Source organism: Winogradskyella sp. SYSU M77433 (assembly GCF_029911945.1).
Taxonomy (GTDB): Bacteria; Bacteroidota; Bacteroidia; order Flavobacteriales; family Flavobacteriaceae; genus Winogradskyella.
The window spans coordinates 197,785-222,855 of the sequence record NZ_JARYTG010000004.1; the positions used below are offsets into that span (position 1 = coordinate 197,785).

Genomic DNA, 25,071 nt, shown 5'->3' on the forward strand with positions numbered 1-25,071 from the left:
TATTGATTTTTTTTCCTTTTTACTATATCAATGGCTTAAAACCTCCATAAACCATTCTACTAGCATCAAAAATTAATCGTTTTGGATTAATTAATGGTGCTACTAAATCTGCCATCCTAGGGTCTTCTGGTACATTTTTATTTGCCAAATCTCGTACATCTTTTGATGGAAACACTACCCAACCAAATATTACAACCTCATCGTCTTTTGTTTGTAGAGTTTCGGTAAAAGATTTTACACCTTCTAAAGTTAATTCATCTCCAATATATTCAAAATAAGCTAAGGCACCATGCGCTTTCCAAATCTCTGCGACTTGCTGTGCAATGACTTTATAGTCTTCTATATACTGTTTTGGTATTGGAAAAACAAAGCCGTCTATGTAGTTTGCTTGACTGTTTTGGATGTTAGGCATTTTATGATTGATGGTTTTGATTATCTGTTACAAAAGAGAAATTATAGATTTCTATATCACGTACTAATTTATTCATTTTGAAATAAGTTAATTGTATAATCTAAGAGTTCTTTACCACCATACTTTCCATGTCCCGGAACAATAATTTTTACGTTAGGATATTCTAAGCTAACTTTTTCTACAGTATTAGACCATTCGCTGAGATTTGCATCACCTAAATATCCTTTTTTGGCATTAATTCCTTTCATCAAACATCCACCAAACAGAATACTCTTATATGGATAATAGCCAACTATATTATCCTTTGTATGCCCTTCTCCAAAATATTTTACAATAACTTCTTTATCACCAATTTTGAAAACAAGAGTATCTTTAAACCCATTTTGAGGAACCTCATAATTTTTTTCTTTAGCAAATTTTATAGTCTTATAATATGAATATGAAGGAATTTGATACTTATGAAAAATCTTCAATCCTCCCAAACAATCGTCATGAAAATGTGTAGGAATGATCGCTGTAATTTTTGAGTGAAGTGTTTGGTCAATCCATTTTATTAGTTCTTCTGAACTATCATTATCTATTGGAGTATCAAAGATTATTGTTTCTTTTTTATTACCTATTACTAAGCCATTACATGGAACTTTACCATAATTTTTAGATCTCAAAAAAGATGTGTGAAGAAAAACATTTTCAGAAACTTGAACAATAATCAAATTTTCGGATTCATAAATTGTTTTAGATGTGAGCTCATTATTTTTATGAGAACTACAACTTGATATAACTATTGAAATTAAAATTATCAATAGTGTTTTTATTTTCTTTTTCATTTTAATAATATTTTAATAGCTGATGTTTAGCTATTAATTTTTATAAAAACACTTGATTCTTAATAAGATTAGCTTATAACCTTTTTATTTTCTTTCTTCATAATCTCTTACTGTCATTCTTATTTCCTCTGGACTCATCTGATTACCGCAATAACGACAAATTTCAGCTTCAAGTTTAATTGATTCTTTACATTTGTTACATTGTTTTCTTGGGTCAATTCCGTATCTCAAAATTAAGTATGCAATCCAACCTGTCATTGGGTGTATGCCAAAAAGCATCCAAAGTTTAGAAACTTTTTTAATCCTTGCCCATTTTAAGCCAAACCAAATTGGGATAATCCAAAGGAAGGTTATTATTAGTATAACAATTACTAAACTAGTTAAGCCACTAAATGTGTTTTCCATAAAACTTTTAATTTACTTATAGAGTGTTCATTTACTCATCATCCAATTTATCAAGTCTTTTTTATCTACAATAGACCAACTATGAGGATGTCGTTCTCCACTTGCCCTATATCCTTTGTTTTTTGTAGCAATATACTCAACATTCTTGTAGCCTTTATCATTCAAACTTTTGGATAATTCTTTGATGTAAAATGCATTTGTTTGATCATAATCTGCCATGCGGTTTTCTTTCCACCAAAGCGTATCTGGTTCTGTATAAAGTCTGATTTTTGTTGATTTTAATTTTCTTAAATTGGAGGTGTTATCAGTTTTTAATGTAAATACAGATTTGTCTTCATAATTTTTAATATCACCCTTAGGGTTTCCTAAACTATCTCCCAAAGTTGCTATTAACCATTTGCTTTCTTCAACTGATGTTTGTGAAAAATTTCGTTTTATATTTTTTTCTGAAGACTGATATAAGGCAACTAAATCTATTGGTGAATCTACTATAAAGACTCCTTTGGGGTCGATGTAGAACTGTTTCCTACTGACTATAAAGTCACTTATTAAAAGGCTTACAACTCCTCCGCTTGAGAAGCCACCAATATAGATATTATCGGTTGGTAATTGATTTTGTACAATTATGTTTTGTAAACTTTTTGCTAGTTGGTACTTTTCACTTTCCTCAAGCCACAACTTTTGATTAAAATTAGATAGTATTACAGCAATACCGTTTTGTCTTGTAGTATCTAATATTTTAAATTCTCTCTTAATATCTTCTGCGACTTCAGGGTAACCACCAAATAAAATTAAAACAGCTTTAATTTCCTCCTGTGGTATATAAAGTTCGTAATCTTCCTTTATGATTTTGGTAAACTCTGAATTATCAGAAATTACTGGTTCTTTTTTTTCTTCACTTTGTCTACAGGAAATAAACGTGCAAAGAATTAGGACAAATATTATTGATGCTCTTTTCATTAATTAGCCTACTAAAACTGTAACACTTGACTTTTTGCCTCTTCAAATTCTGTCATCATATTCTCTACAATTTCAGCAACAGGTTTTATATCATGAATTAAGCCAGCTATTTGTCCGATTTCGAGTTCACCATCTTCTAAATCTCCTTCAAACATACCACGCTTGGCTCTCGCTCTGCCTAAAAGTTCCTTGAGTTGCTCAGGTGTGGGAGCGGTTTTATATAGCTCTTGTACCTCATTAAAAAACTTATTTTTTATAAGTCTTACAGGTGCTAGTTCTTTTAGTGTAAGTTGTGTATCTCCTTCTTTAGCATCAACCACGACTTGTTTAAAAGCTTGATGTGCTGAAGATTCTTCACTCGCTACAAATCGGCTACCAACTTGTACTCCATCTGCACCCAAAACCATACATGCTAACATGGCCTTACCTGTAGCAATTCCACCAGCCGCAATCAATGGAATTTGCAAGTACTCCTTTACCATAGGAATAAGCGTTAGTGTTGTGGTTTCATCTCGTCCATTGTGGCCACCTGCTTCAAAACCTTCAGCAACTACTGCATCAACGCCTGCCTCTTGTGCTTTAAGAGCGAATTTCAAACTACTTACTACATGCACTACTGTAATTCCTTTGTCTTGTAACCATTTGGTCCAAGTTTTTGGGTTTCCGGCAGAAGTAAAAACTATTTTCACATCTTCTTCAACAATAATGTTCATGATTTCTTCAATGTTTGGATATAACATTGGCACATTTACACCAAAAGGGTGATCTGTTGCGGCTTTACATTTTTGAATATGTTCGCGTAGCACATCTGGATACATGGAACCTGCTCCGATAAGCCCTAATATACCTGAGTTACTTGCAGCTGAGGCGAGTCTCCAACCGCTGTTCCATATCATTCCTGCTTGTACAATTGGATATTTTATATTGAAGAGTTCTGTGATTCTGTTTGTCATCTTTAGTTTTATTTAGAGTATGAAGATATTAATATTCTTAAATAAGTGCACCTTATTTAAGGTATAATATATCAAACTCCACTATCTAAGGACAAGTTCTTCGATAAGCTCAATTCGACGCTAAAAGTTTTATTTAAGAATGAATAAACTTATAAGTTTTTGAGTGATTTCCTGTAGAAATTTTCAAAAGATAAATTCCTGATGACAAACTAGAAACATCAATGGTGTTGGATTCTGAAGTTAAGTCTGTTTGCAATACTTTTTGACCTAATTGATTATAGATTTTGAGCTCTACTTCTGTAAATTGTGTTGATATTTCAACATGTAAGTTTGTTTGCACTGGATTAGGATAAAAGCGAAAATCTTCCAATACAGATTCTTCCAAACTCAACGTTCTTGCTAATGCTAAATCAGGAATACCATAACCTAAAAAGTTATCTGGAGAGGTATATTGCGATGCCGATTGCCTTACATATTCCATTACTTCAGTTGGTGATGCCTCAGGTATAGCTTGCCATAACGAGGCAATACCACCACAAGCAATTGGCCCACTAAAGGATGTACCATTATTTTGAACAATATTATCATTCTCACTAATGACGTATGCAGCTCCTCCACGAGCTACTACATCTGGTTTTTGATAGCCAACTTGTGCACTGCTACCTTGTGAACTGAAGGCTACATAATTTTCAGCAGCATCTACAGCACCTATTGATAAAACATCTGGTGAATCTGCTGGAGCTCCTACCGTTTGCCAAGATGTCGCACCTGAATTACCAGCACTCACTACGACTAAAATACCTTTTTCCACAGCGATTGATGCTCCACGTGTGATAAAAGCTGTATTTCCGTCCATTTCGGAAGGTGTATAATCGTAATTTGAATTATCAAAAACCGTATATCCTAAAGAAGTATTTATCATATCTACTCCCAAACTATCAGCGCGTTCTGCAGCTTCTACCCAATACATTTCTTCAACTGGCATTTCACTAGTAACATCTTCTGTGATGAATAAATAATAAGAAGCATCTGGTGCCGTCCCAACATATTGATCTTGAACGAATCCTGCCATAGTACTCAAAACTTTTGTTCCATGGGAACTCGATGTATTAGCATACACATCAGGATTACGATTTACAAAGTCGTACCCACCCAATAAATCGTTGTTATCTCTTAGACGTTGAAAACCTGACATAGTATTCACATTCGGAAAACCTGCGTCCATTACAGCAATAGTAATACCTTCACCTGTAAAATTATCCAAGTGCAAATCGTCAGCATTGATCATCTCAACCTGATTTTGAGTATCACCATAATTGAAAACTATGGCTTCGTCTTCAATATTAGTTTTATCTTGGACCGTGAAGGGACGCGACACTGTATCTAAACTATTATCTGCAAAATCTATACTATCTACATAAGGGAGATTAAGTAAGTCGTTAATGCTTTGTACATCGTTTCCTCTTACATAAACAGCATTAAACCATTTTGACTTCGCTAAAACCAAGATACCTGGCTGTGTTTTTAAATCGGTTATGTAGGGTTCGTGAACTGGTACATCTCGTGAGTCAATGACCACACCATGATTTTGTTTTCGGTCTATTGCCTTTTGAGTTAATATTGACAGTGGGTTTGCTAAAGCTGTAGCCTCATTTGGTTTATCAGTAAAATATACCCAAGCATCTTCTTGTGCTTGCATATTTATGGTAAAAAGAAACACACAAAATAGAAGTAAATTTTTAACCATAGCTTTTCTTTTATTGCAATTTACGGATTTGTGATAATATACTTAAAAATCATAAAATAATGATACATTCCTTATCACAAAGGACATTAAGATATCACCCCAGAACCCAATAATTCATCATTATTATACCAAGCAACAAACTGACCTTCAGTAATGGCAGACTGTTTGTTTTCAAATTCCACATACAAGCCTGATGGCACTTTATGAAGTATAGCCTTTTCTAAAGGTTGACGATAACGAATTCTTGCCATAACATTCATTGTTTCTCCTTCATTGAGAGCTAGATCTTCACGAATCCAATGCAATTCGTCATTACTTACAAAAAGTACGTTTCGCAGTAAACCTGGATGGTTTTTCCCTTGACCTGTGTAGATAATATTATCTTCTACATCTGTTTCTATGACAAACAGAGGTTCTTTTGTACCACCAACTGCCAAACCTTTACGCTGACCTTTAGTAAAATAATGTGCTCCTTGATGTTTGCCTACAACTTTTCCATCAGCTAAGTTATAGACTGGTTTTTGGGCCAAGAATTGTAATTCGTTTTCTTTCGTGTCAAAGTTAGGTACACTTTTATTATACACATCTAAAGATTCTTCAACCTCAACAATAACACCTTCTTTAGGCTTTAATTGTTGTTGTAAGAATTCTGGAAGACGCACCTTACCAATAAAACATAAGCCTTGGGAATCTTTCTTTTCAGCCGTAATTAAATCTTGTGCTTTGGCAATTTCCCTAACTTCAGGTTTAGTTAATTCGCCTATAGGAAACAAAGCTTTCGTTAATTGTTCTTGAGATAACTGACATAAAAAATAGGACTGATCTTTATTATTATCTACACCTGCCAAAAGCTGATGGATTTCTTTTCCTTCTTTTTCAATAGTAGCTTTACGGCAATAGTGACCTGTAGCGACATAATCGGCTCCAAGTTCCATGGCGATGTCCATAAAGACATCGAATTTTATTTCACGATTACACAATACATCAGGATTTGGTGTGCGTCCTTTTTCGTATTCATTGAACATATAATCTACAATACGTTCTTTATATTGAACACTTAGATCTACGGTTTGAAACGGAATACCCAATTTATCTGCCACCAACATGGCATCATTACTATCTTCTAACCAAGGACACTCATCTGAAATGGTTACGGAATCATCATGCCAGTTTTTCATAAACAAGCCAATAACTTCATAGCCTTGCTCTTTTAATAAGTAAGCTGCAACGCTAGAATCTACACCACCTGAAAGTCCTACTATAACTCGTTTCATATTAATTGACCTGATTATTTTTACGCTTATATACTCATCTAAATTGAACTAGTTAAAAAGATGAGCAATACCTTTGTCTGAAAAACATCGGCAAAATTACAAAATAAAAAAAGCAATCTCAGAAAGATTGCTATACCTAAATGCTATTTAATTCATAGCCTAAAACTATTGTTTAATACGCCGAACCGTTTCATTGGTATGGTCTATTTCCTTGATGAGTTCTCCATCTTCATAATACTTCCAAATACCATGTTTTTTATTCTTGACATACTCTCCTTCTGAAGCAACTTTTCCAGAACCATCATAATTAATAGTTTTCCCTTCTAGTTTGTCATCTTTATAATGAGATACTTTTATTAAGGTACTATCTTCAGAAAACCATTTAGCTTCACCATGAAGCAGTCCGTTTTTATAAAAAGCTTTCTCTGCCATTTGTCCATTTTTATAAAACACGTTTCTCTCACCTTCCAATTTTCCTTCATCATTGAAATTTTCAACAATCATTTTGGCATCAGCATCTTTATGGTAATACACCCATTGCCCAATAAACCTTTTGCCATTCATCTTCCCTTTACTAATGATTTTCTTTGTAGATGCATAAAAGGTAACATCAGCTAGACTATCTTTTTTATTAAATACTCTAATAGCGCTCAACACACTTTTACCTTCTGATAAGGTGTAGTATTTAAAGGTGTCTACTTCCTTTCCATGAACAAACTGGCCTTCGTAACGTTTTTGGTCTGTCTGATAGTAGTTCTTTGTCCATATACCGTGACGTTTTCCGTTTTTATCGAATTGATTTACTGGTTTTTGAGCAAAAACAGTTGTTAAAATTATTGTAAAAAGGAGGGTACAAAACCCTTTTTGTTTAATCATTTTGTAATTTAGTTAAACAAACTTAAAGTTTGCAATGATGAACAATTAATTTTAAAAACTCAAAAAAATGAAAATTATTTCAAAAACTCTCAAATTATTACCAGTATTTCTGCTGGTTTTAGGTTTAACTTCTTGTAGCGATGATGATGATAACAATGGAAATCCTATACAATCCACTACTGTTGTTGACGTCGCATTGGCTAATGATCTCACATCCCTAGCTGCAGCTTTAGAAGCTACGGATTTAGTAACAACCTTACAGGGTTCAGGACCATTTACAGTATTTGCTCCTACTAATGACGCTTTTTCTACATTTTTAACTTCTGCTAATATCGATTTAAATAATCTTACTGCAGATGAAGAAGCTTTAGTTAGAAATGTATTATTAAATCATGTCATTATTGGTGAAAGCTTAAGCTCAACAGATTTAGTCAATGCTGGCTCTGGATATACTAATACAGCTGCAGTAGGTCCGAATGGAGAAAATTTAAGTCTTTATTTTAATACGACAAATGGTGTGATGGTTAATGGCATATCAACAGTATCAGATGCTGATAATACCGCAACAAATGGAACTGTTCATATCGTCGATACTGTTATTGATTTACCAACTATTGGCACTTTTGCAACTTCTAATGACGCATTATCAATACTAGTTGATGCAATTATGTATGCTGATTCTGGAACTCCAACAGTTCCATATCTGGCAACTGTTACAGATTCTGAAGCAGGACCATTTACTGTTTTTGCACCAACTAACACCGCATTTGCTAATTTGTTAACGGAATTGGAAATTTCTGCACTTACTGATTTAGATACTGATACTGTAGACTCCGTACTATTACACCATATAGTAAGTGCTAATGTTCAATCTAATGAATTAAGTACAGGAACAGTAAGTACTCTTGGTGGAGACATTAGTGCAGACACAAGTGATTTTACATTAACTGATGGTAATGGAAGAGAAAGTAATATTGTAACAACTCTTGTAGATATCCAAGGTATTAATGGTGTTGTACATGTAATTGATACTGTAATATTACCAACTTCAAACTAAAAGTAAGAGGTCAAACCTCATTTTTATATTGATTGATTAAGTTAGTAAAAAACCCAAGCGATATGCTTGGGTTTTTGATTTGTAATCTATTTATATTCTGAATCTAGTTCAGTTAAAATATCAATTTATTTCTTTTTACGACTTTGATTTTGACGTTGTTGTTGCTCAGCTTGCTCCATCATTTCCTTCATCTTTCTTTGGAAACGATTCTCTTTCTTAGGCTTACTCTTTTTCACCTCTATTTTAGCTAGAACTTTCTCTTCGTCAATGATGTAGTTTTTGATGACTAACATAATTCCAATACTAATTAAGTTAGAAATAAAATAATACAAACTTAAACCAGAAGCATAGTTGTTAAAGAAAATGAGCATTAATAATGGTGAGAAGTAAATCATGTACTTCATCATCTTGCTCATATCTGGCATACCTTCTTGTGGCGCAGCTTGCATAGCAGTTTGTTGTCCTGTTGTCATCTTCATGTAGAAGAAAATAGCTATAGCTGCTAAAATTGGGAACAAACTTACGTGATCACCATAAAATGGAATGTTGAAAGGTAAATCTATTACCGAATCATATGAACTTAAATCATCTGCCCACAAGAAGCTTTTTTGACGTAATGCGAAAGCCGTAGGGAAGAACATAAACAAAGCATAGAATACAGGAATTTGCATTAAACCAGGCAAACATCCACTAAGAGGACTTGCACCAGCTTTACTTTGCAATGCCATAGTTTCTTGTTGTGCTTTTAATTTGTTGTCTTTATACTTTTCTCTGATCGCCTCTAACTCTGGCTTAAGAATTTTCATCTTCGCTTGAGATAAGAACTGCTTATATTGCACAAATGATAGCATAATTTTCACCAATACAGTCATTACAATAATTGCAATACCGTAAGGTAAGAAACCACTCAAGAAATTAAATAAAGGAATAAACAAAGCCTTGTTTATCCATCCAAAAATCCCCCAACCAAAAGGAATACTTTTTTCTAAGTCCTTATCATAAGCCTTAAGCGTTTTACTTTCTGTTGGTCCGTAATACAAGCCTAAATTTCTATTGATTTCACCTCCATTGTACGCTAATGGAATTTTAGAGGTGTAAAGCTTCGTATACATTGTATCAACTTCTTCATCCTCAACTAAATCTTTAGAGGTGATCGATACTTTTTTGAATGGTCCATTATCTGTAACCATAATAGAGCTAAAGAAATGCTGTCTGTAAGATAACCATTCTACATCTTCAATAGTTTCTTCATCATCACTAGCTTGAGACAGTTTATCTACTCTATCACCATCATACATGTACGTTAGACGCGTATAACGATTTTCGTAAGTGATGCTTTTTGCATGACGAATTCCTTTCTGTTTCCAATCTAAATCTATTGGTTGTGATGTATTGAAAACACCATTTAAACCTTGAGATTTAATAGAGAAATCTATCATATAATCGTTAGGTTTTAACTCATAACGATATTCTAAGAAAGCTGTTTCCGAAACTTTCAACTTCATAGAAACAACCGTGTTTTCGCCACTTTTTGTTACCGAAGGTTGAAAAGGAAAGTCTTGTGTATTTAATGTTCTATTATCTGAAGTACCAAAAGTAATATTGAAAAGACTGTTGTCGTCTTTTACCAAATAGATGGGCACCGAATCATAATCTACAAACTTCTTAAGTTTCACCTGAGATAATTGTCCACCTTTATTATTGAACTTTAATTCAAAAACTTCAGTTTCTACCGTAGTTTGATCTTCGGAAGCAGAAGGCAAAGTTAATGCATAAGCAAAATCTCCAACTTTATTTTTAAGATCTACAAGTTGTGTTGAGTCTAATTGTTTCGCGTTAGAATAATCTGCAGCTGTGGTTACGAGCGTTTCATTTTGCTTGCTTTGTTTTTTCTCAGCTTCAACTTGCTCTGCTTTTTTCTGCTCTGCAATCTCTTCTTCGGTTGGTTGGTTTTGGTATAAATACCAAATCATTATTCCAAAAATGAGGATAAAACCTATTATGGAGTTGATGTCTAATTTCTTTTCTTCCATCTATTTCTCAGTTTTAGACCTGCCAGATTTTTAAATCTAACAGGTCTTTGTAGTATTTTTGTTGGATATTCAAATGTGTATCCAAAACTATATTTTACGCCAAAGTGGCATATTATTTTTTATTCTTAAACTTTAATGCAGCTTTTACAAAAGCAACAAACAATGGATGCGGATTTGCTACCGTACTTTTATATTCTGGATGGTATTGCACACCAACAAACCAATTATGGCTTGGAATTTCGATAATTTCCACCAATCCAGTTTCAGGATTAAAACCTGTAGCTTTCATTCCTGCAGCTTCGATTTGAGATTTATAAGCTTCATTAAACTCAAAACGATGTCTATGTCTTTCTTTTATGGACTCAGTACCATAAACCTTATAGGCAATACTGTCCTTTACAATGTTACAATCCCATGCTCCCAAACGCATTGTACCTCCTTTATCTACAACATCTTTTTGAGACTCCATTAAGTTTATCACTGGGTTTGATGTCGCTTCATCCATCTCAATAGAGTTGGCATCCTTAAGACCTAATACGTTTCTAGAATATTCAATCACTGCCATTTGCATACCCAAACAAATGCCTAAAAATGGAATATTGTTTTCACGTACGTATCTTACAGCATCGATTTTACCCTCAATACCACGTTCACCAAATCCTGGTGCGACTAAAACACCATCAAGATGACCAAGTTTGAATTCTATATTGTCTTCATTAAGATATTCTGAATGAATTGGCTCTACATTAACCTTTACTTCATTTTCGGCACCTGCGTGAATAAAAGCTTCTAGTATAGATTTGTAAGAATCTTGAAGCTCTACATATTTACCAATTAAACCAATAGTAACTTCACTCTTAGGGTTTTTATGTCTGTCTAAAAATTCGTTCCAGCGTTTTAAATCTGGCACATCACTTTTTAAAGCTAATTTTTCTAAAACGACCTTATCTAAGCCTTCTTCAAGCATTAAGTTAGGCACATCATATATCGTTGAAGCATCAATAGACTGAATTACAGCTTCCTTTTTTACGTTACAAAAACGCGCTAGCTTTATTTTTAATCCATCATGCAATTCGTGCTCTGTTCTACATACCAAGATATCTGCATGTACACCACTTTCCATCAACGTTTTTACACTGTGCTGTGTTGGTTTGGTTTTTAATTCACCTGCTGCTGATAAAAATGGAATCAACGTTAAGTGAATTACCAAAGCATTATTTTCACCCAAATCCCACTGTAGTTGACGTACAGCTTCAATATATGGTAAGGATTCAATATCACCAACAGTACCTCCTATTTCTGTAATGACGATATCATAATCTCCCGAATTACCTAAAATTTGGATTCTATGTTTTATTTCGTCTGTAATGTGAGGAATAACCTGAACCGTTTTACCCAGAAACTCACCTCTTCGTTCTTTATCGATAACACTTTGATAAATTCTACCAGTTGTTACGTTATTAGCCTGAGAAGTCGGTACATTTAAAAAACGTTCATAATGCCCTAAATCTAAATCGGTTTCTGCTCCATCATCCGTAACATAACATTCGCCATGTTCGTAAGGATTTAGAGTTCCTGGATCGATATTAATATATGGGTCTAATTTCTGAATAGTAGTTCTGTAACCTTGAGCCTGCAAGAGTTTAGCTAAAGAGGCTGCTATGATTCCTTTTCCTAGAGAAGAAGAAACTCCGCCAGTTACAAAAATATACTTAGGGTCTGTGGTCATTGTTGCGCTGTTAAACGCAGGCAAATTTACAATAAAAAATCGCTTAAGTACAAGTATAACAATAGCAATCTTAAAGAAAGGTGTTGCATTTTTTTATTTTATTGATAATAAAATCATTACAACAAACTTATCCTTTTTAAAAACATGAAATTTCATTCGTAAAAACTTCTAAAAATTTTTCAAAACTTTTATATCTTTTACACCATGAAAACAACACCTGAACATAATGCACGTATTGCAAAAATGACTTTTTCTTCTGTATACCCACATTATGTCAATAAAATAGAGAAGAAAAATAGAACTGTTGAAGAACTCCACACTGTAATTGAATGGTTAACGGGTTTTGATGCTAAAGCGATAGCAGCACTCATTGAAGAGAAGGTAACTTTTGAAACTTTTTTTGAAAGAGCTGAACTAAACCCAAAAGCAGAACTAATAAAAGGTGTAATTTGTGGTTACCGAATTGAGGATATTGAAAATCCACTTACCAGAAAAACTAGATATTTAGATAAAATAGTAGATGAGTTGGCTAAAGGAAGAAAACTCGATAAAATAATGCGTAGCGCTTAAAGTCTTAGCGTTTAAATTCTCTTTGAATATTATAAATCAATTCTTCTAAACCATTGATTTTAATATCATGCATTTGTAGCATCATTCGTCCAAGTTTTCCTTCTGGGAATCCCTTTTGTTTAAACCAAGTGTAATAATATTCTGGTATTGCCACTAAGTATTCACCCTTGTATTTACCGAAAGGCATTTTGTAATGGGCGAGTTCAATTAACGCTTCTTTACTTCCTTCCAATGTTATTTAGACTTAAATTGTTCTAACTTCATTAACTCTTCGGCTATAAAATTCTCCCAATGGTTCTGAACTGCTTCATTTATAGAATGGTCCGTCTCCTCATCATAGCGTTTTTGAGTTTTGTTCAACTCATTGTTTATTGAGGTGTGAAGTCCGTTAAGTTGTTTTTTGATATTTCGGTTTGCTTGTAGATTGCTTATTTTCTCTCGAAACTTTCGAGCGTACAACTCAGTAATATCAAAATGTAATTGCTCGTGTCTTAAAATAAGATCACTACACTTTTCTTTAAAATACCAAGATTTATTCGGATAGAAATGTGACTCAACCGTAGTTGAAAAATCTACAACTCTTTTATCTGAAGTTTTAATTGAAAATCCAAAAGTTATTCCTGAAGCTGTTAAAGCTACAGCATCAGACTTTTGATTTGGTTCTGCTTTAAAATCTTTCCATGTTAATTTTTTAGTTTCACTCCAAGAGATTACCTCTTCATCAGGATTGTTCCCAATAAACAACAACATTATGATGAAAAGGTATTTAATCTGCATATGGGTTTAACGTAAAATGAATAGCTAATATTTTATCCTAATTAGCCTTTACTATTCTAAGATCATCATATTTTACGATATAAACTGCTTCATTAACATAACCGCCAAACATAGATCTATTATATCTAAACTTGTTTTCTACATACTCTGTTTCTATCGTATCATTAGAAGCTTCATACAAATTTTCTGCTGATGCCAAACGCAATAATAAATCTAGAGTAATATCAAATCCTCTCGCTACATATTTGCTTGGCGATACACCATAGGCCTCACGATATTTAGAAACAAAACCATTTGATTTAGACTCATCAAAATCTTTCTTAACAGATGGATAATGGAATTTTAGGTTTGACAAATGATAGTTATCAATATTCTTTCCTTCAAAAGCCTTGTTTCTATCTAAAGTTACTAAAACTATTTCTGACTTATTATTAGTTTGCCCATTTAGCATACTAATAACACTTGATGCAAAAGAGTTACTTGTAGTTTGTAGAAATACTACTGTTTTACCTACAGGGAAAACATTTTGTAACTCTGTTGGATAAATGAAATAAGCATCTTTCGTTGCATCCTTTTTATCCATTCTCGAATAAATAATTTTTGCTGTCGGAAAATCATTTTTCAGTGCTTCACTAGAACTTCTATGTGCCTGATCTGAAATAATAACCACCTTTGTTTTAGAACTATCTGCCTTAACAAAATCTATCATTGCTTGACGTAACAATTTGTCTTCCGGAACAGATTGAAAAACATTATTATACAGATTCTTTGGTTTATTCATAGCAGCAACAACAGGAACTCTATCAGTTTTTAAAGTTGAAGCTACTCTATCGAAACTATTTTCTTCCATAGGTCCAATGATAGCATCGTAATCCGAAAAGTCATTGTCTTGTAAAAGTTCTCTAGTTTTTGAAGGTTGGTATTGTGTATCAAATACTTTTAACTCCGTAGAAATACCTAATTGTTTCGCAGAATCTAATGCCATTGTAACTCCTTCATGAAAATCTAAAACAATTGAAAGCAACTTACTTGTCCTAATCATTTCCTTTGCCTCTTCGATAGAATCTGTATCTATTCTATCTAAACGATAGGGCATCATTAACGCTAATTTTTTAGTTTTAAAATTCGTTAAATTAGACTTAAGGTTAGTAATATTTACATCTTTAACATCAACAGAAACATCAGCATCTGCAGGTACTTTCAAAATCATTCCAGCCTTTAAACCAGATTCCTTTAATTCAGGATTGAGTTTTTCTAATTCTTCTTGTGTAAGACCTAACTTAATTTTTAATCTGTAAAATCCTTCTTTTGGTAAAACTTCATAATAACCAAAAGTTGGCTCTATAGCTTTTTCCTCTTCATTCTTAATATTTGGAACATTAAGCTCATCACCAGGTTGAATGACTTCATTCATATTTGGGTTTAAAGCTTCTAACTCTTCTACCGTAATACCAAATTTGTATGCTATTCTCCATTTACCTTCAGAAGGCTGAACTTTGTATTTCTTAACTGTATTGTTTAAAGTCTGTTTAGATACAATCGTTCTATATCTAGGAATTTTGATTTTATCTCCTTTCTTTAAATTTTCAGAATACAAAAATCTGTTTGCTTTCTTTATGTCGTCTTCACTAACATTATATTCTTTAGACAAACCATAAAGCGTTTCTTTACGCTTTACTTTATGAGTTTTGTAACCGATAAGCTCTTTAGTTTCTGCTTCAATAGGATCATTCTTTACCTTTGACGTAGGAATTATTAAAACTGTATTAGGCTTAAAATTTGTTTTAGCATCAGGGTTTAATGCGTAAATATCAAAAGGAGTTACCAAGTATTGTTTAGCAATACTTTCTATAGTTTCACCTTCTTTAACCTTATGCTCTTTGTAATTTTGTGCACTTGCATAAATTGAAAATGCAATTAAAATAACAGTTATAATATTCTTCATATATCTATGTTGCTTATATAAATTTAAGAAACCGAAAATCTGTATCAGTCACTTACTATTCCCATTCTATAGTTGCTGGTGGTTTAGAACTAATGTCGTACACTACTCTATTAACACCTTTCACCTTATTTATAATTTCATTTGAGGTTTTTTGTAAAAACTCATATGGTAAATTTACCCAGTCTGCTGTCATTCCATCCGTACTTTCTACCGCTCTTAAAGCTACACATTTTTCGTAAGTACGTTCATCACCCATTACACCAACACTATTAACTGGTAGTAGCATTGCTCCTGCTTGCCATACTTTGTCGTACAAATTCCAAGAACGTAGGTTATTGATAAAAATAGCATCTACTTCTTGTAATATACGTACTTTCTCTGGTGTTAGATCTCCAAGAATCCTAATGGCCAAACCTGGACCAGGAAATGGATGACGACCTAATAATAGTTTATCCATATTCATGGAAGCACCTACACGTCTTACCTCATCTTTAAATAACGTTTTTAATGGTTCTACCACTTTTAGTTTCATAAAGTCTGGTAAACCTCCTACGTTATGGTGACTTTTTATCGTTGCACTTGGACCTCCTGTTGCTGAAACACTTTCAATAACATCTGGATAGATTGTACCTTGTGCCAACCATTTTACATCCTTAATAAGATGCGCTTCATCATCAAAAACCTCAATAAACACACGACCTATAGTTTTTCTTTTCTCCTCTGGGTCGCTCTTTCCTGCTAAAGCATCCAAAAAGCGTGCCGAAGCATCTACACCTTTAACGTTTAATCCCATGCCTTCGTATTGATGCAATACATCTTCGAACTCATTTTTTCTAAGTAAACCGTTGTTAACGAAGATACAGTAAAGGTTTTCTCCAATAGCTTTATGCAATAACATTGCAGCTACAGACGAGTCTACTCCACCAGACAAACCAAGAACCACTTTATCATTTCCAAGTTTTTCTTTTAATTCATCAACAGTTTCCTCCACGAAAGACTGTGGAGTCCAATCTTGCTCTACTTTGGCTATTTTAATTAAGAAGTTTTGTAATAATTGATGACCATCTGTTGAATGGTACACTTCTGGATGAAATTGAATCGCATAGGTATCTTCACCTTCAATTTTATAAGCGGCATTCTCCACATCTGATGTACTTGCCAATAAAACGCCACCTTCTGGTAGTTTCTTTATTGTATCGCTATGGCTCATCCAAACTTGGCTACCTTCATGAATATTTTCAAAGAAATCTTCTTCAGGTTTTACATAAGCTAAATTAGCTCTACCATACTCTCGTGTATTAGATTCTGCGACTTCACCTCCTGAAAAATGTGCCAAATATTGTGCTCCGTAACAAACTGCAAGCATAGGCTTTTTCCCTCTTATTTCTGAAAGATCTGGATGTAAAACATCTTCACCTCTTACAGAATTAGGACTTCCTGAAAGAATTACTGATTTGTAGCTCTCTAAATCGGTTGGAATTTTATTGAATGGATGAATTTCACAATAGATATTCAACTCTCTAACTCGGCGTGCAATAAGCTGTGTGTACTGCGATCCGAAATCTAAAATAAGGACTTTGTTGTGTTGCATGTGCAAAAATAACAATTGCTTTCAGATTGAAGATTTACCAATTGCTATTTTTTGAATATTTTTTTTAACGACTTATTTACAAGGTAATTATTGTAAATTCATTTTGAAGTGGTTGCAAGGCTTTCATCAACTCAGGAATTAATTCATCGCCAAATTCTAAGTATAATTCCGAGAAATTAGTGTTACGTTCTTGTAGGCTTTGCCCAGGAAATAACTCTTCTTGCAATTCTGTACAACGCTCTATTTCATCAGCTAATTTTTTCTTTTGAGCTTTAAGCAAACGTTTTTCAAGATGTTTTAAGCCTTTTATTTGTTTTACCTCTTGTGCTTTTACGGCACCTAAAAAAGATTTATCGGTTTGTTCTGCTAATTGATGTAAATCCTTAAACTGCTGTTCTAAATGCTGTATTTGTTCTGAAAAATCAATATCGATGTTTGAAATTTTTCTAACCTTTTTATTGATAAATGAACTTCTGTTTAAAAATAAGTCCGCATCAGAAATATTTAGTTTTTCTAATTTTTGTGCTTGTTTTTCTGTTTTCACCAAAGCTGAATTACGTAATAATAGCATTGGAAAAGTAACATTTTGAGCTTCAAAATTAGATTTTAACTGTAACCAATAAATCATTTCTCCACCACCACCTATGTAGCATAAATTTGGCAAAATCACTTCTTGATATAACGGACGCATAATGACATTTGGCGAAAAACGTTCAGGATATTCATTGAGATGCGCTATCAATTCTTCTTTAGTCCACTGAAATTGTGAATCCAAAACCGAAAACACACCATCTATCTCAACAATACGCTCACGCAAACCTTCATGAATATAAAATAAATTAATCTCTCTAGGATTTACTTGAATTTTCAACCCTAAATCTTCCAAAATTTTATTGGTTTCTGAAACTGCTTTAAAAGCTGGTTGCTCAAACAGTTCCTTTTGCATTTGCGGAATAAACAAACGCTTTAATTCTCTATCATCAGCATCAATTATAACCAATCCATGATCTGCAAAAAGTTCGTTTGCTAAATATCGTGTAGCATCTGCTAAGTTTTCGTGATTGAGATAAGCATTTTTAAACCAAGTTTTTAGTTGTTCAGCAAATTTACCAGAACCAAATTCAGCCGAAATAACTTCAAAAACATCCTCTAGTCCTTTTGTATTAAAATGACCAACAGCGCCTGTTTGCTTAGAATTCCACTGTATTTTTTTGCCTTTAAAATTGAAATAATTGATTTCCTCAAAATCATGATCTTCCGAAGCCATCCAATATACTGGTACAAAATTGTAATCAGGATACGTTGATTTTAATTCTTCAGTGAGATTTATAGTTGAAATAATCTTATAAAGAAAATACAAAGGCCCTGTAAACAGGTTAAGTTGATGACCTGTGGTTATGGTAAATGTATTTTTTGATTTTAAGCTTTCAATATTATTTAAAGTTAATTGAGAAGCCTCAATATTAGCATATTGATTTACCAAAGTTTCAGAAAGTACCTTTCGACTAGATTCTGAAACATGTTCAGAATGATACTTTTCCTCTATCTGAGCTTTAAAATTTTCCAAAGTTGGAAAACGATTATATAATGGTTTAAGCTCAGCTTTTTGATCTAAATAATCACAAATAAAATCAGAAAAATATCCGGTTGCTCTAAACGGAATACAGTCGGTTGGCATACAAATAATAATTATGGCATAAAGATAAGGTACTTCTATTTTTTAACTGCTAATTTTTAGTTAATTCAGAATCCCTAACTATCTTTACTAGCTTTTCAACCAAAAAACAAGTGTATTACATGCAAAAGTTTCTCCTTATCTTTTTTGTTCTAATCTGTAATCCAAGCTTATTAACAGCTCAAAACTTACAATCACCAAGTGATTTTTTAGGCTATGATATTGGCACACAATTTAGCAGACACCACCAAGTTGTAGATTATTTTAAATCTGTTGCCGACGCTGTTCCTAATCAAGTAAAACTAGAACAATATGGCACTACCAATGAGCGCAGGAAGCTCATGTTAGCTTATGTGTCTTCTGAAGAAAATATCAAAAACTTAGAAACCATCCGTGAGAATAATTTAAAAAACACAGGACTTTTAGATGGAGAGCCTACAAATATTGATGTTGCTATTGTTTGGTTAAGCTACAACGTTCATGGTAACGAAGCATCTAGCAGTGAAGCTGCGATGCTTACACTATACAAATTACTTACCGAGAGAAAAGATCTACTTGAAAATACCATAGTGATTATTGATCCTTGTCTTAATCCTGATGGAAGAGATCGTTACGTTAATTGGTATAACAAAACAGCAAGTCAACCTTACGATACAGACGTACAAGCCAGTGAACATAATGAACCTTGGCCTGGCGGACGACCAAACCACTATCTTTTTGACTTGAATAGAGACTGGGCTTGGGCTACACAGGTTGAAACTCAACAACGCTTAGAAAAATACAATAAATGGATGCCACATATTCATGTCGATTTTCATGAACAAGGGCCAAATGAACCCTATTATTTTGCACCTGCAGCAGAGCCTTTTCATGAAATTATTAGTGATTGGCAAAGTGATTTTCAGACACAAATAGGACAAAACCACGCCAAATATTTTGACGCTGAGGGTTGGTTATTCTTTACTAGAGAGCGTTTTGATTTATTTTATCCAAGTTATGGAGATACTTATCCAACTTATATGGGATCTATTGGTATGACCTACGAACAAGGCGGTCATGGTATCTCAGGTTTGGGCATCCTAAATGATGAGAGTCACGAACTAACTCTTGTTGAGCGTTTAACCCATCATACTACAACAGGACTTTCAACTGTTGAAATCGCTTCGAAAAATGCTTCAAAACTAAATACAGAATTTGCTAAGTTCTTTAATAATTCAGATTTAAAATACAAGAGCTATGTTTTAACAGGAAATGAAGATAAAATCAATAGCTTAAAAACATTGCTCAACAAGCATGATATTCAGTTTGAAAATGCCAACAGCACCAAAGTATCTGGTTATAATTACAAAACTGGTCAACAAGGGAGTTTCACAGCTGATGCGAATTCATTAGTTGTGCATACCAATCAACCTAAAGGAAAAATGGTTAAGGTACTTTTTGAACCGAACGCTAAACTTACAGATTCCCTTACGTATGATATTACAGCTTGGTCTATTCCTTATGCTTACGGATTGGACGCTTATGCAAGCACATCAAAAGTTTTAAGTTCTAAATTGATGGAACGCCAAACAGTTCAAACCCTAAATGATGCTTATGGCTATGTTAGCAAATGGAATTCTATGAACGATGCTAAATTTTTAGCTGAATTACTAAAACAAGATTTCAAAGTTCGCTTTACCGAAAAACCATTCAGTTCTAACGGTTCTAAATTTGATCGTGGATCTCTAATCATCACTAAAGGAGACAACAAGCACATTAAAGATTTTGTCTCGAAATTAAATACCGTAGCACAAGAGTTTACACAGCCTTTAACTGAAATCACCTCTGGATTTTCGCAAATGACACCAGATATTGGTTCGCCTGACATTAAATTGGTGAACAAACAAAAAGTGGCTGTACTTTCTAATGAAGGCACATCATCGCTAAGTTATGGTGAAATTTGGCATTTCTTTGAGCAACAATTACAATATCCGTTAACATCGATTCATACTGATGATCTTAGCGAAACTAATTTAAGCAAATACAATGTTCTAATCATTCCAAATGGGTATTACGGAAAAGTTCTGAATGATGATACTATGTCTCAAATTAAAGACTGGGTTAGCGACGGCGGAAAAGTTATTGCCATTGATGGTGCTTTGAGAAATTTTGCTGGTAAAGACGGTTTTAGTCTTAATTACAAACCTTCGGAAAGCGAAGACACAGATGATAACTTAATTTCTTATGCTGATCGTGAACGTGAATATACCAACAACCTAATTACTGGTGCAATTTTTAAAACCAAAGTAGACAACACACACCCAATGGCTTTTGGTTATGACAGTGAATACTTCACGCTTAAATTAGGAAGTTCAGCTTACAGTCTTTTAGATAGTGGTTACAATGTAGCTTACCTCAATGACGCTAAAGTATATTCTGGTTTTGCAGGAAAAAAAGCACTTGCAGATTTAGGAGATACGCTAGTATTTGGTGAAGAGCGCATGGGAAGCGGTAGTTTTATCTATTTTGTAGATAACACCTTATTTAGAAGTTTTTGGGAAAACGGAAAATTATTTTTTGTGAACTCCGTTTTCTTTGTGAACAACAATACTTTTGAACTGTAAATTGTTTCTGTCTGGTTGAGTGCAGTCGAAACCATGATAGTTTGTATGAAAAATACATTTCGACAGGCTCAATGTGATATAACATTTTAATTATACTTAATCAATCAAAATACATTATGAAACCAATTAAATCCTTACTTCTAAGTTTTTTTGTTTTAGTAGCTTTTTCAGCATGTAAACAAAACGAAACTAAAGAAACTACACCTGAATTTAAAGTCGATTTTGAAAAATTCACTTTAGATAATGGTTTACAAGTTATACTACATGTAGACCGCTCAGATCCTGTTGCAGCTGTTGCTTTAACAGCTCATGTTGGCTCTGCAAGAGAAAAAGAAAACAGAACTGGTTTTGCACACTTATTTGAGCACCTTTTATTTTTAGAATCCGAAAATTTAGGTAAAGGAGGTTTAGACCAAATGAGTGCACGAATTGGCGGTTCTGGCGCTAATGGTTCTACCAATAGAGATCGTACCAATTATTTTCAAACGGTTCCAAAGGACGCTTTAGAAAAAATGATTTGGGCTGAAGCAGATAAATTAGGTTTCTTTATTAATACCGTTACCGAACCTGTTTTAGCAAAGGAAAAACAAGTCGTTAAAAATGAAAAACGCCAAAGTGTAGACAACAGACCGTACGGACATACTTCGGCTGTTATTAACAGTAATCTATATCCTGAAGGTCATCCATATAGTTGGGAAGTCATTGGTTCTCTTGAAGATTTACAGAATGCCACATTAGCTGATGTCAAAGAATTTTACAGACGTTGGTACACTCCAAACAATACCACTTTAACGATTGCTGGTGATATTGATGTTGAACAGACTAAAGCTTGGGTTAAAAAATATTTTGATGAAATTCCACGAGGTGAAGATATTCCTAAAATGGAAAAGCAACCTGTTAGCCTCAAAAACTCTAAGCGTTTATATTATGAAGATAATTTTGCACGCTTACCTAGCCTAACATTGACTTGGCCTGGAGTACCAGAATACGATAAAGATTCTTATGCTTTGAGTATTTTAACGGATTATCTATCTAACGGAAAAAAAGCACCGCTAAACAAAGTGCTAGTTGACAATCAAAAATTAACTGACAATGTATCGTTCTATCAATACAATTCCGAAATTGCTGGTCAGATTATGCTAAACGTTACAGCCTTTAACCAAGTTGACCTTGACGCTGTTGCGAATGCCATAGAAGATGGTTTTAGAGATTTTGAAATGAACGGCATTTCTGAAGCTGATTTAAAACGTATAAAAGCAGGACAAGAAACTGAATTCTACCAAGGCTTATCTAGTGTTCTTGGAAAAGGTTTCCAGTTAGCACAATATGAAATTTTTGCTGGTGATCCTGGATTCATTAATCAAGATGTTAAGAATATCCTTGCAGTAACTACTGAGGATATTATGCGTGTTTACAATACTTATATTAAAGACAAAAACTATATCGCTACAAGCTTTGTTCCGAAGGGGCAAATAGACTTGGTGCTTGATAATTCGCAACTTGCAAATATTGTAGAAGAAAAAATTATTGAAGGTGCCGAAGAATCTTTCGACCCAAGTATTGCTGCTACTTATGAAAAAACACCTAGTAGTTTTGACAGAAGTGTTGAGCCTCCTTACGGTAAAAGTCCAGAGTTAAACATTCCAACGGTTTGGAAAAAGGAATTAGATTCTGGTATTAAAGTTTTCGGTATAGAAAACAATGAAGTCCCTTTAGTGGAATTCGAAATTCAAATTGATGGTGGATTAATGCTAGAAAACATTAACAAAATAGGAGTATCTAATCTTATGGCTAGTCTTATGACTAAAGGTACCAAAAACAAAACACCTGAAGATTTAGAAAATGCTATTGAAAGTCTTGGAGCCAACATCTATGCCTATGCTACAGAAGAAAATATTGTTATTGCTGGATCTACTTTATCAAAGCATTTTGATGCAACGATGGATTTAGTAACCGAAATTCTTTTAGAACCACGTTGGGATGAAACCGAATTTGAATTAATAAAACAAAGTACTATAAGTAATATCCAAAGACAACAGGCTATTCCAAATAGTATTGCATATAGTCAATTTGCAAAATTACTATATGGAGAGGATAACATTTTAGCTTATAACAGCAGTGGGTCAGAAGATTCAGTAGAAAGCATTTCTATTGTAGATTTAGAAAATTATTACAATACTAATCTTACACCAAAGCTTACTAACATTCATGTTGTAGGCGCTATTTCAGAAACCGCAGTTGTAAAAGCTTTAAACAAAATTAACACCACATGGGAACCAAAAGATGTCGCTATTCCTGAATTAGCATTGCCTTTATATCCTGAAGAATCAATGGTATACTTTTATGATGTACCTGGTGCAAAACAATCTGTCATCCGTTTTGGATATCCTGCACTAAAAGCTACACACAAAGATTATTATCCTGCTTCAGTGATGAATTACCGTTTGGGTGGAGGAAGTTTTGCTTCTCAACTCACACAAGAATTAAGAGAAAGTAAAGGTTATACTTATGGTATTCGCTCGCGTTTTGATGGCACTGCCAACAAAGGGGAATTTGTAATAAGCAGTGGTGTGCGTAGTAATGTGACCTACGAATCGGCAGCTTTAGTGAAAGAAATTCTAGAGAATTATGGTAAAAACTATAATGATGAGGACTTAGAAGTTACCAAAGGTTTTACCATAAAAAGTAGTGCCAGAGCTTTTGAAACTTTAGGTGCAAAGCTGAATATGCTTACGAATATTAGTAATTACGATTACAATGATAACTACGCTAAACAGCAAGAAGAATTGGTTAAAGCTATGACTGTAGCAGATATAAAAGCTTTAGTTGAAAAATACATTAAACCTAACCAGATGATTTATTTAATAGTTGGTGATGCTGCAACACAATTAGATAAGTTGGAAGCTTTAGGTTTTGGAAAACCTGTGTTATTAAACACTGAAGATGTTGAGTAAATGACATACAAAATTCATTTATACATTGTTTTAATCCTTTCGTTTGGACTTACAGGCTGTAATTCCAAACGAGAGGATAAAAAAGCTATTGCTACAAAAGAAATAGTGATCGATAAAAACATTAATTTACTTAATGCTATTGACCCAATCGTAAACGATAGTATTGTAAATGCAATAATAGAAATTCCTGCTGGTACTCTAGAAAAATGGGAAACTAACAAAACAACTGGTAAAATAGAAAGAGATTCTATTAACGGAAAGCCTAGAACTATAAAATACATTGGTTATCCTGGAAATTATGGTATGATACCCAAAACACTACTATCAAAAGAAGATGGCGGTGATGGAGATCCGTTGGACATACTTGTTATTGGTCCTCCTGTAAATCGTGGTGATGTTTTAAAATGTAAAATTATTGGTGTTCTGAACCTTGAAGATGGTGGCGAAAATGATGATAAAATTATCGGTATTTCGGTAAATTCTGACTTATTTAGAGTTAATGATATTGAAGATTTGAAGGAAAATTATAATGGTGTTACAGAGATTATTGAAACTTGGTTCACTAATTACAAAGGCAAAAACATTGTAACAACAAAAGGATTTAAATCAAGAACTGAAGCTATGAAAATTCTCGAAAAGTCATTAGAAGCCTATCGAGTAAAACACAAAAGATAAATTCATCT

General features: G+C 33.6%; 20 protein-coding genes. 5 read left to right on the top strand and 15 right to left on the bottom strand.

Going from position 1 to position 25,071, the window contains the following annotated elements; genetic code table 11:
- Positions 1-22 precede the first annotated feature (22 nt).
- The 8 genes from QGM60_RS09710 to QGM60_RS09745 form a co-directional block, all read right to left on the bottom strand.
- On the bottom strand, positions 23-412 hold the full coding sequence (locus QGM60_RS09710) for a DUF1428 family protein (protein ID WP_281140052.1): 390 nt from the start codon (positions 410-412) through the stop codon (positions 23-25).
- Positions 413-480: 68 nt separating this feature from the next.
- Positions 481-1,239, bottom strand: coding sequence for a subclass B1 metallo-beta-lactamase (bla, locus tag QGM60_RS09715; protein WP_281140053.1), 759 nt, complete (start codon positions 1,237-1,239; stop codon positions 481-483).
- Between the two features lie 84 nt (positions 1,240-1,323).
- The gene (locus QGM60_RS09720; protein WP_281140054.1) at positions 1,324-1,644 is read right to left on the bottom strand and encodes a hypothetical protein; all 321 of its coding nucleotides are present in this window, start codon (positions 1,642-1,644) and stop codon (positions 1,324-1,326) included.
- Positions 1,645-1,671: 27 nt separating this feature from the next.
- A complete protein-coding gene (locus tag QGM60_RS09725) occupies positions 1,672-2,604 on the bottom strand; it encodes a hypothetical protein (RefSeq protein WP_281140055.1) in 933 nt (310 codons plus the stop codon).
- An 11-nt stretch (positions 2,605-2,615) separates the two neighbouring features.
- Positions 2,616-3,557, bottom strand: a complete 942-nt coding sequence (locus QGM60_RS09730) for a nitronate monooxygenase (RefSeq protein WP_281140056.1) — start codon at positions 3,555-3,557, stop codon at positions 2,616-2,618.
- A gap of 133 nt (positions 3,558-3,690) precedes the next feature.
- A complete protein-coding gene (locus tag QGM60_RS09735) occupies positions 3,691-5,304 on the bottom strand; it encodes a S8 family serine peptidase (protein WP_281140057.1) in 1,614 nt (537 codons plus the stop codon).
- An 86-nt stretch (positions 5,305-5,390) separates the two neighbouring features.
- Positions 5,391-6,584, bottom strand: a complete 1,194-nt coding sequence (gene mnmA / locus QGM60_RS09740) for a tRNA 2-thiouridine(34) synthase MnmA (protein ID WP_281140282.1) — start codon at positions 6,582-6,584, stop codon at positions 5,391-5,393.
- A 159-nt stretch (positions 6,585-6,743) separates the two neighbouring features.
- Positions 6,744-7,454: a toxin-antitoxin system YwqK family antitoxin gene (locus QGM60_RS09745; protein ID WP_281140058.1), complete on the bottom strand. Its 711-nt coding sequence runs from the start codon at positions 7,452-7,454 to the stop codon at positions 6,744-6,746.
- A gap of 67 nt (positions 7,455-7,521) precedes the next feature.
- On the opposite strand from QGM60_RS09745, the gene QGM60_RS09750 reads away from it, so the two are divergent.
- On the top strand, positions 7,522-8,511 hold the full coding sequence (locus tag QGM60_RS09750; RefSeq protein ID WP_281140059.1) for a fasciclin domain-containing protein: 990 nt from the start codon (positions 7,522-7,524) through the stop codon (positions 8,509-8,511).
- 125 nt (positions 8,512-8,636) lie between these two features.
- On the opposite strand, the gene yidC is transcribed toward QGM60_RS09750, so the two are convergent.
- Both yidC and QGM60_RS09760 read right to left on the bottom strand, forming a co-directional pair.
- Positions 8,637-10,544, bottom strand: a complete 1,908-nt coding sequence (yidC, locus tag QGM60_RS09755; protein ID WP_281140060.1) for a membrane protein insertase YidC — start codon at positions 10,542-10,544, stop codon at positions 8,637-8,639.
- A 112-nt stretch (positions 10,545-10,656) separates the two neighbouring features.
- Positions 10,657-12,273: a CTP synthase gene (locus QGM60_RS09760; RefSeq protein WP_281140061.1), complete on the bottom strand. Its 1,617-nt coding sequence runs from the start codon at positions 12,271-12,273 to the stop codon at positions 10,657-10,659.
- 204 nt (positions 12,274-12,477) lie between these two features.
- Here QGM60_RS09760 and QGM60_RS09765 point away from each other — a divergent pair, with 204 nt between their 5' ends.
- Complete coding sequence (locus QGM60_RS09765) at positions 12,478-12,843, top strand: DUF2200 domain-containing protein (RefSeq protein WP_281140062.1); 366 nt, start codon at positions 12,478-12,480, stop codon at positions 12,841-12,843.
- 4 nt (positions 12,844-12,847) lie between these two features.
- Here QGM60_RS09765 and QGM60_RS09770 read toward each other — a convergent pair whose 3' ends face one another.
- From QGM60_RS09770 to bshC, 5 genes are all read right to left on the bottom strand, one after another.
- On the bottom strand, positions 12,848-13,075 hold the full coding sequence (locus QGM60_RS09770; protein WP_281140063.1) for a DUF3820 family protein: 228 nt from the start codon (positions 13,073-13,075) through the stop codon (positions 12,848-12,850).
- 2 nt (positions 13,076-13,077) lie between these two features.
- Complete coding sequence (locus tag QGM60_RS09775; protein WP_281140064.1) at positions 13,078-13,620, bottom strand: DUF922 domain-containing protein; 543 nt, start codon at positions 13,618-13,620, stop codon at positions 13,078-13,080.
- Positions 13,621-13,657: 37 nt separating this feature from the next.
- Entirely contained in the window at positions 13,658-15,565 is a 1,908-nt protein-coding gene (locus QGM60_RS09780; RefSeq protein ID WP_281140065.1) for a LysM peptidoglycan-binding domain-containing protein, read from the bottom strand.
- Positions 15,566-15,620: 55 nt separating this feature from the next.
- Positions 15,621-17,156, bottom strand: coding sequence for a glutamine-hydrolyzing GMP synthase (gene guaA / locus QGM60_RS09785; protein WP_281140066.1), 1,536 nt, complete (start codon positions 17,154-17,156; stop codon positions 15,621-15,623).
- A 76-nt stretch (positions 17,157-17,232) separates the two neighbouring features.
- Complete coding sequence (gene bshC, locus QGM60_RS09790; protein ID WP_281140067.1) at positions 17,233-18,834, bottom strand: bacillithiol biosynthesis cysteine-adding enzyme BshC; 1,602 nt, start codon at positions 18,832-18,834, stop codon at positions 17,233-17,235.
- Positions 18,835-18,953: 119 nt separating this feature from the next.
- Between bshC and QGM60_RS09795 the strand changes: the two genes are divergently transcribed.
- From QGM60_RS09795 to QGM60_RS09805, 3 genes are all read left to right on the top strand, one after another.
- Positions 18,954-21,434, top strand: a complete 2,481-nt coding sequence (locus QGM60_RS09795; RefSeq protein ID WP_281140068.1) for a M14 family metallopeptidase — start codon at positions 18,954-18,956, stop codon at positions 21,432-21,434.
- Between the two features lie 116 nt (positions 21,435-21,550).
- Positions 21,551-24,388 carry a pitrilysin family protein gene (locus tag QGM60_RS09800; RefSeq protein WP_281140069.1) on the top strand — a complete coding sequence of 946 codons (2,838 nt, stop codon included), beginning with the start codon at positions 21,551-21,553 and terminating at the stop codon, positions 24,386-24,388.
- Positions 24,389-25,063 (top strand): inorganic diphosphatase, encoded by a 675-nt coding sequence (locus QGM60_RS09805; protein ID WP_281140070.1) that lies wholly within the window; start codon positions 24,389-24,391, stop codon positions 25,061-25,063.
- Positions 25,064-25,071: the final 8 nt, after the last annotated feature.

What these genes read in the sequence shown, in the direction of transcription:
- QGM60_RS09710 (WP_281140052.1), bottom strand. Translation starts at nt 412, where the DNA reads ATGCCTAACATCCAAAACAGTCAAGCAAACTACATAGACGGCTTTGTT.
- bla (WP_281140053.1), bottom strand. Translation starts at nt 1,239, where the DNA reads ATGAAAAAGAAAATAAAAACACTATTGATAATTTTAATTTCAATAGTT.
- QGM60_RS09720 (WP_281140054.1), bottom strand. Translation starts at nt 1,644, where the DNA reads ATGGAAAACACATTTAGTGGCTTAACTAGTTTAGTAATTGTTATACTA.
- QGM60_RS09725 (WP_281140055.1), bottom strand. Translation starts at nt 2,604, where the DNA reads ATGAAAAGAGCATCAATAATATTTGTCCTAATTCTTTGCACGTTTATT.
- QGM60_RS09730 (WP_281140056.1), bottom strand. Translation starts at nt 3,557, where the DNA reads ATGACAAACAGAATCACAGAACTCTTCAATATAAAATATCCAATTGTA.
- QGM60_RS09735 (WP_281140057.1), bottom strand. Translation starts at nt 5,304, where the DNA reads ATGGTTAAAAATTTACTTCTATTTTGTGTGTTTCTTTTTACCATAAAT.
- QGM60_RS09745 (WP_281140058.1), bottom strand. Translation starts at nt 7,454, where the DNA reads ATGATTAAACAAAAAGGGTTTTGTACCCTCCTTTTTACAATAATTTTA.
- QGM60_RS09750 (WP_281140059.1), top strand. Translation starts at nt 7,522, where the DNA reads ATGAAAATTATTTCAAAAACTCTCAAATTATTACCAGTATTTCTGCTG.
- yidC (WP_281140060.1), bottom strand. Translation starts at nt 10,544, where the DNA reads ATGGAAGAAAAGAAATTAGACATCAACTCCATAATAGGTTTTATCCTC.
- QGM60_RS09760 (WP_281140061.1), bottom strand. Translation starts at nt 12,273, where the DNA reads ATGACCACAGACCCTAAGTATATTTTTGTAACTGGCGGAGTTTCTTCT.
- QGM60_RS09765 (WP_281140062.1), top strand. Translation starts at nt 12,478, where the DNA reads ATGAAAACAACACCTGAACATAATGCACGTATTGCAAAAATGACTTTT.
- QGM60_RS09775 (WP_281140064.1), bottom strand. Translation starts at nt 13,620, where the DNA reads ATGCAGATTAAATACCTTTTCATCATAATGTTGTTGTTTATTGGGAAC.
- QGM60_RS09780 (WP_281140065.1), bottom strand. Translation starts at nt 15,565, where the DNA reads ATGAAGAATATTATAACTGTTATTTTAATTGCATTTTCAATTTATGCA.
- guaA (WP_281140066.1), bottom strand. Translation starts at nt 17,156, where the DNA reads ATGCAACACAACAAAGTCCTTATTTTAGATTTCGGATCGCAGTACACA.
- bshC (WP_281140067.1), bottom strand. Translation starts at nt 18,834, where the DNA reads ATGCCAACCGACTGTATTCCGTTTAGAGCAACCGGATATTTTTCTGAT.
- QGM60_RS09795 (WP_281140068.1), top strand. Translation starts at nt 18,954, where the DNA reads ATGCAAAAGTTTCTCCTTATCTTTTTTGTTCTAATCTGTAATCCAAGC.
- QGM60_RS09800 (WP_281140069.1), top strand. Translation starts at nt 21,551, where the DNA reads ATGAAACCAATTAAATCCTTACTTCTAAGTTTTTTTGTTTTAGTAGCT.
- QGM60_RS09805 (WP_281140070.1), top strand. Translation starts at nt 24,389, where the DNA reads ATGACATACAAAATTCATTTATACATTGTTTTAATCCTTTCGTTTGGA.